The 15923-nt window shown below is 50.6% G+C and carries 12 protein-coding genes and 2 tRNA genes; all 14 read left to right on the top strand.

The genetic code is table 11. The features are described 5' to 3' along the window. Window positions 1-6 precede the first annotated feature (6 nt). Window positions 7-1368, top strand: coding sequence for a UDP-N-acetylmuramoyl-L-alanine--D-glutamate ligase (gene murD / locus P157_RS0104675; RefSeq protein WP_026759981.1), 1362 nt, complete (start codon window positions 7-9; stop codon window positions 1366-1368). Window positions 1369-1379: 11 nt separating this feature from the next. After that, a complete protein-coding gene (murG, locus tag P157_RS0104680) occupies window positions 1380-2501 on the top strand; it encodes an undecaprenyldiphospho-muramoylpentapeptide beta-N-acetylglucosaminyltransferase (protein ID WP_026759982.1) in 1122 nt (373 codons plus the stop codon). Beyond that, entirely contained in the window at window positions 2498-3889 is a 1392-nt protein-coding gene (gene murC / locus P157_RS0104685) for a UDP-N-acetylmuramate--L-alanine ligase (protein WP_026759983.1), read from the top strand. Before murG ends, murC begins: the two co-directional genes overlap by 4 nt. 25 nt (window positions 3890-3914) lie before the next feature. Then, complete coding sequence (locus tag P157_RS0104690; protein WP_026759984.1) at window positions 3915-4847, top strand: D-alanine--D-alanine ligase family protein; 933 nt, start codon at window positions 3915-3917, stop codon at window positions 4845-4847. 61 nt (window positions 4848-4908) lie between these two features. After that, window positions 4909-5736 (top strand): cell division protein FtsQ/DivIB, encoded by an 828-nt coding sequence (locus tag P157_RS0104695; RefSeq protein ID WP_026759985.1) that lies wholly within the window; start codon window positions 4909-4911, stop codon window positions 5734-5736. Between the two features lie 218 nt (window positions 5737-5954). Beyond that, window positions 5955-7079 carry a cell division protein FtsZ gene (ftsZ, locus tag P157_RS0104700; protein ID WP_026759986.1) on the top strand — a complete coding sequence of 375 codons (1125 nt, stop codon included), beginning with the start codon at window positions 5955-5957 and terminating at the stop codon, window positions 7077-7079. 79 nt (window positions 7080-7158) lie between these two features. Beyond that, a tRNA-Tyr gene (locus P157_RS0104705) sits at window positions 7159-7244 on the top strand. 4 nt (window positions 7245-7248) lie between these two features. Continuing rightward, window positions 7249-7325 (top strand) — tRNA-Met (locus tag P157_RS0104710). Window positions 7326-7479: 154 nt separating this feature from the next. Next, window positions 7480-8100 carry a peptidoglycan recognition family protein gene (locus tag P157_RS13885; RefSeq protein ID WP_037353011.1) on the top strand — a complete coding sequence of 207 codons (621 nt, stop codon included), beginning with the start codon at window positions 7480-7482 and terminating at the stop codon, window positions 8098-8100. Between the two features lie 12 nt (window positions 8101-8112). Continuing rightward, window positions 8113-8451, top strand: a complete 339-nt coding sequence (locus P157_RS0104720) for a hypothetical protein (protein WP_026759987.1) — start codon at window positions 8113-8115, stop codon at window positions 8449-8451. A 353-nt stretch (window positions 8452-8804) separates the two neighbouring features. Next, the gene (locus tag P157_RS0104725) at window positions 8805-9959 is read left to right on the top strand and encodes a glucose-1-phosphate adenylyltransferase (protein WP_026759988.1); all 1155 of its coding nucleotides are present in this window, start codon (window positions 8805-8807) and stop codon (window positions 9957-9959) included. 47 nt (window positions 9960-10006) lie between these two features. After that, a complete protein-coding gene (glgD, locus tag P157_RS0104730; protein ID WP_026759989.1) occupies window positions 10007-11113 on the top strand; it encodes a glucose-1-phosphate adenylyltransferase subunit GlgD in 1107 nt (368 codons plus the stop codon). Between the two features lie 99 nt (window positions 11114-11212). After that, window positions 11213-13690: a glycogen/starch/alpha-glucan phosphorylase gene (locus P157_RS0104735; RefSeq protein WP_051598496.1), complete on the top strand. Its 2478-nt coding sequence runs from the start codon at window positions 11213-11215 to the stop codon at window positions 13688-13690. A 27-nt stretch (window positions 13691-13717) separates the two neighbouring features. After that, window positions 13718-15898, top strand: coding sequence for a 1,4-alpha-glucan branching protein GlgB (glgB, locus tag P157_RS13890; protein WP_037368120.1), 2181 nt, complete (start codon window positions 13718-13720; stop codon window positions 15896-15898). The last annotated feature ends 25 nt before the right edge of the window (window positions 15899-15923 follow it).

Raw genomic sequence — 15923 nt, forward strand, 5'->3', positions numbered from 1 at the left:
TTTACCATGGACTTAACGGGCAAAAAGGTACTGATTATCGGCGCTGGCATCAGCGGTTTTGCAGCGGCAAAAATCACCCGCCGTTTAGGCGCGCAGGTTACACTGAGTGATGCCAAGAACGAAGCGGATTTGGACGATGATTTTGAAGAACTGCGGGACATGGGCGTAAGCTGCGTGTTCGGCCCACAGGCGGAAGAACTCTTGGACGGGGTGAGCCTCGTGATTGTTTCCCCCGCGGTACCGGCCCGTATTCCCTTGATTCAGGAGGCCTACAAACGGAAAATCCGGGTGGCCAGCGAAGTGGAACTGGCGTATCGGCTCAAGAAAGCGCCTATCTGCGCTGTAACCGGTACCAATGGCAAGACTACCACGGTTACATTGCTCGGTCTGCTGCTCGAAAGCCACTATGATAAAGTCGGCGTAGGCGGCAATATCGGTGTGCCCCTGTCGGAGGTGGCTTTGGAAATTCCTGCGGACGGTTATATTGCCGCTGAGATTTCCAGCTACCAGATGGAAGTCACCGAAGAATTCCATCCCCATGTGGCCACGGTCCTCAATGTGACCCCCGACCATATCGTGCGCCATGGTTCCATCGAAGAATACCAGCGCATGAAGGAGCGTATGTTTGCCCAGCAGAAGGGCAAGGATTTCCTCGTGCTCAACTATGATGACGAGCGCGTAAAGGATATGGCAAATCGCGCCAGTGCCCATGTGGTATTCTTCAGCCGTCAGGTGCATCTCCATGAAGGTGCGTACCTCGAAGGCGATATGCTGACCATTGCCTGGAATGGGGAAGATTATCCACTCTGCACCATCAGCGAATTGGGCATCAAGGGTGCCCATAATGTGGAAAATGCCTTGGCTGCAGCCATGACGGCCTTCCTGGCTGGCTGCACGGCAGAAGAAATGGTGCCGGTGCTCAAATCCTTCCGCGGCGTAGAGCATCGCATTGAATACGTTCGCACGCTGGATGGGGTCGAGTATTACAATGACTCCAAAGCCACCAATACGGATTCGGCCATCAAGGCGTTGGAAACTTTTGACAACGGCATTGTGCTGCTGGCAGGTGGCGATGACAAGATGACGGATTTGACGGATTTCCTGACCCGCGTCAAAGAGCGTGTTACGGATATGGTACTCATTGGCGCTGCCGCTGACCGTTTTGAGCAGGAAGCCTTAAAGAGCGGCTATCCTGCTGAGCATATTCATCGCGCAGGCTTTTCCATGGAAGAAGCGGTCAAAATCGCGCATTCCTTAGCCAAAGCACCGCAGGTGGTACTGCTGTCGCCTGCCTGTGCCAGCTTCGATATGTACAACGGCATGGCAGAACGCGGCCGTAACTTCAAGGATTTAGTAAATAAGTTGTAAGAGGGATGAAGATGAAGATAATTATTTCCGGTGGCGGTACCGGCGGGCATATTTATCCCGCGCTGACCATTATGCGCACCATTGAGGAAAAATATCCGGATACCAGCTTCCTGTACGTCGGTACGCATAAAGGACTGGAAGCCGATATTATCCCGAAGGAAAATATTCCTTTTGCTACAGTGGATATTCAGGGATTTAAGCGCAGCCTGTCACCGGCTAATTTTGTGCGGGCAGGACTGGCGGCTGTGGGCGTGGCTAAAGCTATGAACGTAGTGCGGAAGTTCAAGCCCGATGCGGTTATCGGTACGGGCGGCTATGTTTGCGGCCCAGTGCTTATGGCGGCCAGCATGCTCGGGATTCCGACATTGATTCAGGAACAGAACGTGGTGCCGGGGATTACCAATAAAATCCTCGCCAAGTTCGTCACGCGCATTGCGGCGGGCACGCCGGAAGCGGAGAAACATTTTCCGGCAGGCAAGGTTGTCTGCACCGGCAATCCTATCCGCAAGGCGGTGCTTACGGCAACGCGGGAGGAAGGGGCTAAGGCCTTTGGATTTGACCCGGCGAAAAAGACGGTGCTGATTTCCGGCGGCAGCCGTGGGGCCCGCAGTATCAATAATGCCATGGTGGATGTTCTCGTTGAAGCGGCCAAACAGCGTGAGGTGCAGTACCTGCATGTGACGGGCAAGCTGGACTATGAGGATATTATCGGGAATTTGGCTGAAAAAGGTGTAAATTTAGCCGAAACACCGAACATCAAGGTGGAGCCTTACCTTTACAATATGCCGCAGGCCATGGCTATGGCAGACTTGGTGGTTTACCGGGCAGGAGCGACAGGCCTTGCAGAACTCACCGCACGGGGGATTCCGGCGATTTTGATTCCCTATCCCTATGCGGCCGAGAATCATCAGGAACACAATGCCCGAGCCTTGGAAGCGGCCGGGGCGGCAAAAGTAATCCTGAACCGCGAGCTTAAGAGCGACATCCTGCAAAGTACCCTGCAGGAACTGCTGGCTGATGATGCGAAACTTGCCTCCATGGCAGCGGCCAGCAAATCCTTGGGCAAGCCGCAGGCGGCAGAAGATATTGCGCAAATGGTTATCGATATGACACAGGGGAGAAAGACTAAATGAAACGGCTGAAAGAGCTAAAGGATATTGAAAAAATTCATTTTGTAGGCATTGGCGGTGCCGGCATGAGCCCGCTGGCCAAGATTATGGTGGAGCTGGGCTATGAAGTCACCGGTTCCGACCGGGCAGATTCGGAAGTGATTCAGAACCTCCAGAAATTGGGGGCAAAAATCACGTTGGACGGCCAGAAGGGCGAAAATGTCAAGGGTGCTGATGCCATTGTGGTATCCACGGCCATTCCCTTTGACAACCCGGAAGTGCTCGCGGCCCGTGACCTCGGCATCCGCAAGCTGCACCGCTCCGATATCAATGCGGCGCTCGTCAATGAGTACAAGGGTATTGCGGTAGCCGGTGCCCATGGCAAGACCACGACGACTTCTATGCTTGGCGTGGCGCTGACCAAGGCAGGCGTATCGCCGACAGTTGTTGTGGGCGGCGAAATGCCGGACCTCGGCACCAATGCCATTCTGGGCGAGAGTGAATACCTGACCTCCGAAGCCGATGAAAGCGATGGCTCCTTCCTGAAACTCCATCCGCATATCGCCGTGGTCACCAATGTGGAAGATGACCATATGGACCACTATGGCACGATGGAGAACATCATCAAGGCCTTCACGCAGTTCATTCAGAATGTGGACAAGGAAACGGGCTGGGCGGTACTGTGTTTCGACAACGAGAACCTGCGCAATATTGCCAAGGTCGTTGACCGCAAGTTCTATACCTATGCCATTGACCATGAGGCCGATTACATGGCGAAAAACATCAAGACCAATGGCAAAGGCATTGCCTTTGACGTGGTGCATGGTGAGGAACTGCTGGGCCATGTTTCCCTGAACATCCCGGGGCGTCATAACGTGCTCAACGCTTTGGCCTGCATCGTGACGGGACTTACCATAGGCGTGGAGTTTGAGAAACTGGTGGCAGGTCTTTCTGCATTCCATGGTGCCAAGCGCCGTTTCCAGACCAAGGGCAGAGCGAAAGGCGTCTGGGTGGTTGACGATTATGCGCATCATCCGACGGAAATTGCTGCGACGCTCAAGGCAGCCAAGGAACTGAATCCGCAGCGTCTTGTATGCGTGTTCCAGCCGCACCGTTATTCCCGCACACAGCTCTTGCATGAGGAATTTGGCAAGGCGTTTGTCTCTGCAGACCGGCTGATTCTCACGGATATCTACAGTGCCGGTGAAGCGCCGATTGAGGGCATTAACGGCGAGACGATTCTCAATGAAGTGCGCAAGCAGTCCGGTCAGGATGTCATTTACATTCCGCAGCGGGAAAAACTGGCCGGGTATTTGGAAAGCGAGTCCCAGGACGGCGACTTAATCATCACCATGGGCGCCGGTGACATCTACAAAACTGGCGAAGAATTAGTGGAACTCTTGAATAAGTAAGATTGGAAAGCAGGATTAAGATACAATGAAGCAGGATAAAATCGTAGTAGTTATGGGTGGTACGTCCACCGAAGCCGAAGTTTCCCGCCGTACCGGCAAGGCCATTTTGGATGCTCTCAAGGAAAAAGGCTATAATGCTGAGGGCATGGAACTCAATCCCAAGACCTTTGCTATGGACATTCAGAAAGCCGGCGCTAAGATGGTATTCAATGCTCTGCATGGCAAGTTCGGTGAAGACGGCCTCTTGCAGGGAACGCTCGATATGCTCGGCATTCCCTACACGGGGTCCGGCGTGCTGGCGGCGGCTATCACCATGGACAAGGCTGCTTCTAAGCGAGTCTTTATCAGTGAAGGGATTTCCACACCGAAATGCCATACCTATAACAGCTTTGAGCAGAAGCGTGACCTGGCTGGCGAAATCCTGGCTGAGTTCGGCCTGCCCGTAGTGGTTAAGGCTGCTTCGCAGGGCTCCAGTATCGGTGTGTACATCGTGGAAAAAGAGGAAGAACTGGCACCGGCCATCAAGGAAGCCTTCTCCTTCAATGACGAAATCCTGGTGGAAGAATTCATCAAGGGCCGCGAAATGACCGTTGCTGTCTGGGGTGATGAAGATAAGAAGGAAGCCTTCCCGATTATCGAAATCACGACGACTTCCGGCCGTTATGACTACAACAGCAAGTACACGAAAGGTGCTTCTGCACATATCATTCCGGCGCCGGTCAGCGAAGAAAAGACCCGTGAAATGCAGGAATTGGCAATTAAGACCTACACGGCCTGTGGCTGCAAGGGCGTAGCCCGCGTGGATATGATGTACAGCGAGGATGAAACGCCCTATGTCATCGAAGTGAATTCCGTACCGGGCATGACGGAAACCTCTCTGGTACCGGATGCCGGCCGGGCGATGGGCATTGAATTCCCGGAACTGTGTGAGCGTATTTTGGAAATGGCAGGTTTCTAAAAAAGCCTTCGCGCAATGCGGCGGCTGAAGTTTGCTGGCAGATATGAAAGGAGGCAAAACAATGGACGAAAAAGAAATAGCCGAGGCAGAAGAGCAGGAATTGGGCAACCAGTTTCCGCCGCCGAAAAAGCTTCGCCGCAGTCCCCGGCGCCTGCTAAAGGGGCTGGCCTTTCTCATCATCTGCGGCGGCATTATGTCCATTATCGTCTATTCGCCTCTTTTCACCCTGCAGCGGGTGGTGCTTACGGGGAATACTTATCTGAATGAGGAGGATATCCTGACCAGCGGGCGGCTGCATAAGGGCGAACCGCTGTTTCAGCTGCAGACCAGTGAAGTTACCCAAAATCTCATGAAGGATTTGCGTATTGAAAGTGCCGTAGTGCGGCGGCGCGTGCCAGATACTTTGGAGATTGAGGTCAAGGAGCGGATGCCAGTGGCAACCGTGGCCTGCGAGTATGGCTATCTGGATTTGGACAGGCAGGGAAAGGTCATCGGCAGTTATAAAAAACTGCGGAAGATGCCCATCCCGCTGATTACCGGTACCAAGATGCATGATATGTACATTGGGGATGATAACAAGGACAAGCGGGTGGCCAAAGTGTTGGAATTCCTGTCCCAGTTGGATGAGGAAGCCCTGAATCATCTGTCCGAAGTCAATGTGACCAATCCTGACGCCATTATGGCTTATACCAATCAAGCCGTGCAGATACGATTGGGGAATTTCGAACGCTGGGATGAGAAAGCAAAACTCACCCGGGATTTCCTGCTGAATTTGCCCCATGCCCGCCATCAGATTGAGTATGTGGATTTCAGTTATACCGCGCCTTTTATCCGGCTGAAAGATAAGCTGGTTGACCCGGATGTGAAGGTCAATGAAAAAGCGCAGTGAATTCGCCATCATAGTGATATAAAATGGAGCCGTTTGGCTCCTTTTTTCGTGCATAAATGGGGATTTATGATTTTTGTTAATTTTTTTCGGGAAAGTTATAGCATTATAAGCCAATAAATGGTAGAATTAAGGGGTATATTTGTGTGGACTAGAAATCCCGGTGGACAGTTTACTGTTTGCACGGGATATAGAATACGAACGTCATGGGGGTTAACGCTGTGTTTGAATTGGATGATAATGGCCTCGACCAGTTGGCCAAGATTAAAGTAATTGGTGTAGGCGGCGGCGGCAGCAATGCTGTTAACCGCATGATAAACTTCGGACTGCAGGGGGTCGAGTTTATCGCAGTAAATACCGACGCTCAGGCGCTGTTGAAGTCTTTGGCTCCGAAGCGTATGCAGATTGGCGAGAAGCTCACCCGGGGATTAGGTGCAGGTGCTCGTCCGGAAATCGGGCAGAAAGCGGCCGAGGAAAGCCGCGACGATATTTTGGAAGCTCTGCGCGGGGCTGATATGGTTTTCGTTACCGCTGGTATGGGCGGCGGTACTGGTACTGGTGCTGCACCGGTAGTCGCAGAATGCGCACGGGAAATCGGCGCACTGACGGTTGGCGTTGTGACCAAGCCCTTCGGCTTCGAAGGCAAGAAGCGTGAACGCAATGCAGAATCTGGTATTGCGAACCTCAAGCAGCATGTGGATACCATCATCACGATTCCGAACGACCGCCTGATGCAGGTCGTGGATAAAAAGACGCCGATTACGCAGGCTTTCCAGATTGCGGATGATGTTCTGCGTCAGGGTGTTAAAGGTATCTCCGATTTGATTGCCCTGCCGGGTCTGGTAAACCTGGACTTTGCTGACGTGCAGAGCGTAATGAGCAACGCTGGTTCTGCCCTCATGGGTATCGGCGAGGCTTCCGGTGAAGGTGCTGCCATTGAGGCTGCTAAGGCAGCTATTGCTTCTCCGCTGCTGGAGACGAGCATCGATGGTGCGCGTGGTATCCTCCTCAACGTCACCGGTGCCGAAGAAAACCTCAGCATGTACGAAATTCAGGAGGCTTCCGAAGCCATCCATGATGCTGCTGACAGTCAGGCTAACATCATCTGGGGTGCGTCCATTGACAATACCATGGGCGACAAAGTTCGCGTGACCGTTATCGCTACGGGCTTTGATGCACCGGAAACCATCGGTGTACAGCCGCAGGCAGCTCCTTCCGCTGCTCAGCCGGTAATGCCGAACCTTAATCTGAGTCAGGGTGCACCTGCCGCTGATGGCGATGCACAGCAGACGGTATCTCCGGCTGCAGACTTCATTGATATTCCGGTTTGGATGCAGAAAAAATAATTATATGGAAAAATAATTATTGACAAGCGTTGAGAATATAGATATAATATATCTTGTTCTTAACGCTTGTTGCGTTAATGGGTAGGTGGCCGAGTGGTTAAAGGCAACAGACTGTAAATCTGTCATCTTCGGATTACGATGGTTCGAATCCATCCCTGCCCACCACTTTGGCGGCATAGCTCAGTTGGCTAGAGCATGCGGTTCATACCCGCAGTGTCAGGAGTTCAAATCTCTTTGCCGCCACCAATATGAAGTCTTGAGCACATCGGCGATGATGTGCTTTTTCTTTGCGCGAGTGCAGGGACTAAATTCCCTAATGTATTCTTAATATTTATCATAAATTTTTCAGAAACAGATATTATAATATAATCCGTCGTTTGGTAAGATTGGAATGGTTGGCATGAAACGCAGAGACTTCTTGAAAAACTTGATACTGCTGAGTACTGGTGCAGTACTGCTGCCTCAACTGTGGAAAGCAAAGGCAGCGGAAGCAGCCTGGAACGCTGATGGGGGTGCAGTGAACGCTGAGGGACGTGATTCGCTGCTGGGAATTCCCATTCAAGAAACGAATTTTGAATTCTCTTCTTTGCAGAACCGGGAAACCACGGATGCTATCGTCATTCATCATGTGGGTAATACCAATCGGGATGTATCCGCAGCGGAGATTGACCGCTGGCACAAGAATAACGGCTGGGCCGGCATTGGCTATCACTTCGTCATCCGCAAGGATGGCACCATCGAGCGGGGGCGTCCTATGGATATGCTCGGGGCTCACTGCTATGGAGAAAACTGGCATACGATTGGCGTAAACATTGTGGGCGAATTCGACAATAACGAACCGGAGCCAGCACAGATGCAGTCAGCAGCAAAACTTTTGGCAGCCCTCTGTCGTTACTATGGCATTGCTCCAGACCGCCAGCATATCGTGGGGCATCGGGATTATAATTCCACTGCCTGCCCTGGACAGCTGCTTTATGACAGACTGCCCCGGCTGGTGACCATGACCCGCAAATACTATTAAGGAGCGAGGAAGATGCGTTACCGCTGGTTTGTTGATGAGGAAAAACAGACAGATGAATATGGCGTGCCAGTGAGCCGGGCGGAGTATGATGAAGCATTGCATCCGCAAAAGACTCCTGTATACCAGCCGAAGGAAATGCTGGCCATAGCTGTGGTGGCGTTTATCCTGGTTTATGAATGGTTTGTTGGAGACAGCGCTCATGTCATGTTTATGTGTGTGTCTTTCCTGACATTTGAACTGCGTCCTTTAGCCAGACTTTGTTTGGGGAAAAACGGTCGGGCCGTAAGCAATGCACTGACAGGTTTCAGTATTGCTATGTTCGTGGGGACACTGTTTTGGACATTTTTGTGAATTTGCGTTTATTAATGCAAATTTTCGCACATTTGCCAAAAATAATTATAAAAAATTATTTACATTTTTTTGCAATGGCAGCAGGAGATTGGTGCCGCAGGGCGAATATTAAATAATATGAGATTGATTGTTAGTGGAAAACAATCACCTGTAGTTGCGTTCTGTCTCTACCATGATATGCGTCATAATAGCATGACAAATGTAACAATTTCAATTCTGCTGTAAAAAATAGATAAAAAGCAGGAAAAACTGTATACTAACAGATGAATATCTGTTAAAATATATATAAAAGGTAAACTTTAGTCGAATAAGGGGAGATTATTGTTTACTATGATATCCAAGGGGGATTTTTTATGAGAAAGACAGAATGCTTGGCCATGATCTTGGCCGGTGGTCAGGGCAGCCGCCTCGGCGCGCTAACCAAAAAAATTGCAAAACCGGCTGTACCGTTTGGGGGAAAGTACCGCATTATTGACTTCCCGCTCAGTAACTGCGCGAATTCCGGTATTGACAAGGTTGGTGTTCTTACCCAGTATCGTCCGCTGGAACTGCACAATTACTTAGCTTCCGGCAGTGCCTGGGATTTGGACCAGAAGGATGGCGGTATCTTTATTTTGCCGCCGTATGCTCGTGAAAAAGGTGCTGACTGGTATCAGGGAACGGCAGATGCCATTTACCAGAATCTCAATTTCATCGATTTAGCAGATCCTGAGTATGTTCTCATTCTGTCTGGCGACCACATCTACACGATGGATTATTCCTGGATGCTGGAAGCTCATAAGATGAACAAGGCTGAGGCTACCATCGGCGTTATTGAAGTGCCTTGGGAAGAAGCTCCGCGCTTTGGTATCATGAACACGGACAAGACGGGCCGCATCGAAGAATTCGAAGAAAAGCCGGCTAAACCCAAGAGCAATCTGGCTTCCATGGGTATTTATGTATTCAATAAGAACTTCCTCAAGAAGTATCTGGAAGAAGATGCCAAGGACGAAACCAGCAGCCATGACTTCGGCAAGAACATCATTCCGAAGATGCTGAAGGACAATGCCCGCCTGTACTCCTACGCCTTCGAAGGCTACTGGAAGGATGTGGGCACCATCGAAAGCCTCTGGCAGGCCAACATGGATTTGCTGCAGGATGAACCTCCCTTCGACCTCAAGGGAGAGAAGAAAATCTACTCCTCCAATGCATCCATGCCGCCGCATTACATCGGCCCGGATGCCAAGGTAAAGAACTCTATGATCAGTGAAGGCTCCATGGTTCTCGGTGAAGTGGAAAATTCCGTTATCTTCCCGGGCGTGCGCATCGGCAAGGGCGTAAAGGTAACCAATTCCGTCATCATGCCTTCTACGGTTATCCGTGATGGCGCTGTGGTGGATTACGCTATCCTGGCCCAGAACTGCGAAGTGGCAGCTGGTGCCAAGGTAACCGGTGAGCTGGGTGCTATTACGGTAGTCGCTGAAGGCGAAACCGTCATGGCAGAAGCTAGCGGCAAGCAGGCCGGCTGAGCATTTCCCTATCGATACAGCCTAGATACAGCAAGGAGTGGAAGAAATTGAAAGATGTAATGGGGATTATCAATCTTCAAGAAGATAATAAATTAATTCGTGAACTTACGGATAGGCGAGCAGTGGAATCCATGCCGTTTGCCGGGCGTTACCGGCTGATTGACTTTACGTTGTCCAGCATGGTGAATTCCGGAATTCTGAATGTGGGCGTTATGCTTCCCGATAAGCCGCGTTCTGTGCTTGACCATCTTCGTTCCGGTAAGGATTGGGATTTGGCCCGCCGTCATGACGGCCTGTTCTACTTGCCGTCCCCAAGTGAAGAAGACAGTATCCGCAAGGGCGATTTGAAGAATTTTTATCACAATCTGGATTTCTTCGAACACAGCAGTCAGAAATATGTGCTCTTAACCAGCGGCAGCTTCGTCTACAATGTAGACTTTTCCCAGATGCTGCGCTTCCATCAGAACACCTCGGCGGATATCACGATGGTGTACTACACGGCAAAGGAAGAGCAGCCGGGCCGCAATGTGGTTCTGGAAACAGCAGAAAACGGACTGGTAACGGATTTGGCTGAGAAACCAGCCATTTATGATGACTCCAAGGTAGCGATGAATGTTTATCTCATCGAGAAACGCATTTTTGTTGAATTGGTGCGTTATACCTACGAGCATGGTGGTCAGGATCTCCTGATGGATGGCATCATCCGCCGGGCAAACGAGTATAACATCTATGCCTGCGAGCACGATGGCTACGTAGCCCATGTGGATTCGACTGCTGCGTATTACAAAGCGAATATGGATCTTTTACAGCCGGAGGTTTGGGAAGAGCTCTTTATGGGCAACAATTCCATCTACACCAAGGGCAAGGATGAGGTCCCAGTTCAATATAAGGAGACAGCAAAGGTAAAAAATTCGCTGATTGCCAATGGCTGCGTTATTCGCGGCGAAGTGGAAAACAGCATTTTGTTCCGAGGTGTCACCGTAGGCAAGGGCGTAAAAATCAAGAATTCCATTATCATGCAAAAATGTGATATACAGGATGATTCCTTGGTGGAAAATGTCATCTGCGACAAAAACGTGGTTATCTCGAAGGAGAAATGGCTCAAAGGTGCTAATAATTACCCGCTGATTATCACGAAGAACGTCGTAATCTGATATTAGAGAGGCCGTTGTAACGAGGCAATCTGCCTATAACGGGCATAAGCCAAGTTATGACGGTCTCTTCTTGTGTTGTGTTGAAGCTGAAAAAAGGGAGTGTTTTTTTTGGCAAAGAAAAAAGTTAACGATGCGGAGTTTAAGAAGCTCAAAGAAAAACTAAAGACCCGCTTTATCGCTACCGCCCATATCATGTGGGGCCGTGAGTTGGATGAACTGACGGAAAATGAAATCTATCAGACGGTAGCCGCTACGGCTAAACAGTATATTTCGGAAAACTGGATTAAGACGAACAAGGCTTATATGGAACGTGAAGAGAAACAGATTTACTATTTCTCCATTGAGTTCCTCATGGGCCGTCTGCTGAAGTCCAACCTGATTAATTTGGGGCTGGAAGAAGCTATTCGTGATGTATTAGGCGATTTCAAGCTGGATTTGGATAAGGTCTATGAAGAAGAACCGGATGCAGGTCTGGGCAACGGCGGTTTGGGCAGACTTGCTGCCTGCTTTATCGATTCCATGGCTGCTCATCATCTGCCGGGCCACGGCTGCAGCATCCGCTATCAGTATGGTCTTTTCGAGCAGAAAATCATCAATGGCAACCAGGTTGAGATTCCCGATAACTGGCTCAAGAATGGTTTTGCCTGGGAGTACCGCAAGCCGGATAAGGCCATCGATGTCAAGTTCTACGGCAATGCCTATATGAAGGAAATGCCGGATGGCAGCCTGAAACTCGTGCATGAAGACCCCATGGTGGTTATGGCTGTACCATATGATGTTCCGGTTGTCGGCTATCATAACAGTACGGTAAACAACCTGCGCCTTTGGAATGCGGAAGTTAACCGCGACTTCTCCGACTACGGTTATCTCACGCAGGAACAGATTCGCCAGAAAAACGATTACCGTAATTTCGTTGAGAGTATTACGCGTTATCTCTACCCGGATGACAGTACCTGGGAAGGCCGCAAGATGCGCCTGATTCAGGAATACTTCATGACCTCTGCCGGCGTGCAGAGCATTGTACGCCATTATGTCAAGACGGGCATGAAGATTCATGACCTCAGCCAGAAAATTGCTATTCATATCAACGATACCCATCCGGCAGTGGCTGTGGCAGAACTCATGCGCATCCTGATTGATGAATACGGTTTGGAGTGGAGTGAGGCCTGGGCTATTACCAAGAACACCATCGCTTACACCAACCATACTATCATGCCGGAAGCCCTCGAAACTTGGCCGGTGGATATGTTCAAGGAACTGCTGCCGCGTGTCTACATGATTATCGAGGAAATCAACCGCCGTCATCTCGAAGATGTACGGGAACGCTATCCGGGTAACGATGCCAAGGTTCAGGCCCTGTCCATTCTGGAAAACGGCATGGTGCACATGGCCAGACTGGCTATCGTGGGCGGTCACAGTGTAAACGGCGTAGCCAAGATTCACTCCGACATCCTGAAGGCTTCGACGCTGCATGACTTCTATGAATACAACCCCAAGATGTTCAACAACAAGACCAACGGCATCACGCATCGCCGCTGGCTGATGGGAGCTAATCCGGAACTGGCCGGCCTTATTGATGATACCTTGGGCAGCCGTCGCTGGCACCGCTATCCGGAACAGCTGGATTTGCTCAACGATTATGTAAACGATAAGCCCTTCCTGGCAGAACTGGGGAAAATCAAGCACCTGCGCAAGGAACATCTGGCCAAATATATTCTGGAGCATAACCTCATCAAGGTTAATCCGGACAGTATCTTTGATATCCAGGTGAAGCGAATTCATTCCTACAAGCGTCAGCTGATGAATATCCTCCATATCATGTATCAGTACGACCTGCTGAAAAATGATAAGGGCTATGATATGATTCCGACCACCTATATCTTCGGTGGTAAGGCTGCGCCGGGCTATTATATCGCTAAGGAAACCATCCGCCTGATCAATGCAGTGGCGGAAAAGGTCAACAACGACAGAACCATCAAGGATAAGATGAAGATTGTCTTTATCGAAAACTTCGGTGTATCCATTGGTGAAATCGTCTATCCTGCTGCTGATGTCAGCGAACAGATTTCCACGGCTTCCAAGGAAGCTTCCGGTACTGGCAACATGAAGTTTATGATGAATGGTGCCATTACCCTGGGAACCATGGACGGCGCCAACGTCGAAATCCGCGAGGCAGTCGGTGGCGACCATGGCGGCGATGACCACTGCGTCATCTTCGGTTTGCGGGCAGAGGAGGTACTGTCCTATTACATGACGGGTTCCTATTCTGCCTGGGACGAATACAACAGCAATGAAATGGTGCGCTTCGTGATGAACCAGCTCATTGATGGCACCTATGGCGATTTCCGTTCCCTCTATGACTACCTGATTCACGGCAATGATGAATTCTTCATTTTGAAGGACCTGAGCTCTTACGCCTGGGGTCATGAAGAAATCATGCGCCGCTATAAGAACAAGCTGGGCTGGCTGACTTCTTCGGCAATGAATATCGCCAACTCCGGTCAGTTCTCCTCGGATAGAACCATTGACGAATATGCCAACGAAATCTGGCACGTTAAACCCGTGAGAATTTCGTAAGTTTCAGGGGCTAAGGGGGATTAATATTTGAAGACTTCGGATTTAAGCGAGTTTGACCTGTACTTGTTCCATCAGGGCACAAACTATCATGCGTATGAAATGCTGGGGGCGCATTTTGCAAAGCAGGGCAGCAAGAAAGGCATCCGCTTTGCAGTTTGGGCACCCCATGCCAAGTCCGTCAGTGTAGTGGGGGACTTCAACAACTGGGATACCCGGGTAACACCCATGCACAAGATCGGTGATGGGGAAATCTGGGTGGCCTTTGTGGAAAAATTGAAGGAAGGCGAACTTTATAAGTACGCCATTGAGCCCCAGTGGGGAGGCCCGCATATCATGAAGGCCGACCCGTACGGGTTCTATGCGGAAAAGAAGCCGGATACGGCTTCCCGCACCTTTGACATGAACCACTACAAGTGGGGCGATGATGCCTGGAAGGTTCAGAAGAACCGGGAAGCGTCTTACGACCGTCCCATGCTGACTTATGAGGTGCATTTAGGCTCCTGGCGCAGGGGGGAAGATGGGGAATATCTCTCCTACCGGGAGGCTGCTGACCAGCTCATTGATTACGTCAAAGACATGAACTACACCCATATTGAGTTCATGCCCCTTTGTGAGCATCCCTTTGATGGTTCCTGGGGATATCAGGCTACCGGCTATTATGCAGTGACCAGCCGTTATGGCACCCCGGATGACTTCCGTTATCTCGTGGACCGCGCCCATCAGAATGGCATCGGCATCATCATGGATTGGGTGCCGGGACACTTCTGCAAGGACGAGCAGGGGCTGCGCCACTTTGATGGCCAGAACCTCTACGAGTCTGACAATGAGCAGCGGGCGGAGAACTGGGAGTGGGGAACCACCAACTTCGACTACGGCCGCACAGAAGTGCAGAGCTTCCTCATATCCAACGCGATGTTCTGGTTTGAGGAATTCCATATTGACGGCCTGCGCATTGACGCAGTAGCCAATATGCTCTATCTGGACTATGGCCGCAAGGACGGGGAATGGGTGCCCAACAAGTACGGCGATACAGGGAATCTGGAAGCCATGGATTTCCTGCGCAAGCTCAATGAAGCCATCTTCAAATTCCATCCGCAGGCCCTGATGATTGCCGAGGAATCCACATCCTGGCCGCTTATCTCCAGACCCGTCTATATGGGCGGTATGGGCTTTAACTACAAGTGGAACATGGGCTGGATGAATGACATGCTGAAGTATGTGAGCCTGGATTCCATTTATCGTAAATGGAACCATGACAAGGTGACCTTCTCCTTCATGTATGCCTTCTCCGAGAACTTTGTCCTGCCCCTGTCCCATGATGAGGTCGTACATGGCAAATGTTCCCTCATCAGTAAGATGCCCGGTGATTACTGGCAGAAATTTGCAGGCTTGCGAGGATTCTTCGGGTACTGGATGGCCCATCCCGGCAAGAAGCTCCTCTTTATGGGCGGTGAGTTCGCTCAGTTTGCCGAGTGGAACTTCGATGACAGTCTGGACTGGCATCTGGTACAGGAATTTGATATGCATAGAAAGATGCAGGCCTATTCCAGGACGCTCAATAAATTCTATGTAGATACCCGTGCATTTTGGCAGGTTGATTTTGACTGGAATGGCTTCCAGTGGATTGACCCCAACGACAATAACAACAGCATTGTCTCCTTTATCCGCAAGGCGGAGGATAGCAATGACTTTGTTATCTGCATCAGCAACTTTACGCCGGAAGTCCATCAGGATTACCGCATTGGCGTACCGGCCAAGGGCAGCTATATCGAGGTCTTTAACTCCGATGGGGAAGACTTCGGTGGCAGCGGCGTGAAGAATGCAGGGGAAATCCAGAGCCAGGATGTACCCTGGCACAATCGGGAACAGTCCATTAAGCTGACCATCCCGCCACTTTCCACCATTTATCTGCGTCTCAAGCGGCAGGATGGCTCGAATGCCTCCTTTCCCGAGGTGAATGAACAGGTGGAGGCCAGAGGTTTTGCAGTTGATGGGGAAAAAGATTCCACAGAAGTTGCAGCCAAGGTGAAAAGAGGGACTGCCAAAAAGACGGCAGCGAAAACAACGACGAAAAAGGCAAGTAAGAAAACCACAGCAGTCAAGGCGCCAAAAGCCAAGGCAAACACCAAGGCCAAGGCAGCATCTAAAACTGCGACTCGCAAGAGGGCGGTCAAAACTCCGCTGGAGGAAGCCGCGGTTAATGCTTAGAAACATACGCTTAAAGGTTAGGGAG

This window comes from Selenomonas ruminantium AC2024, from assembly GCF_000687995.1.
GTDB classification, from domain to species: domain Bacteria; phylum Bacillota; class Negativicutes; order Selenomonadales; family Selenomonadaceae; genus Selenomonas_A; species Selenomonas_A ruminantium_B.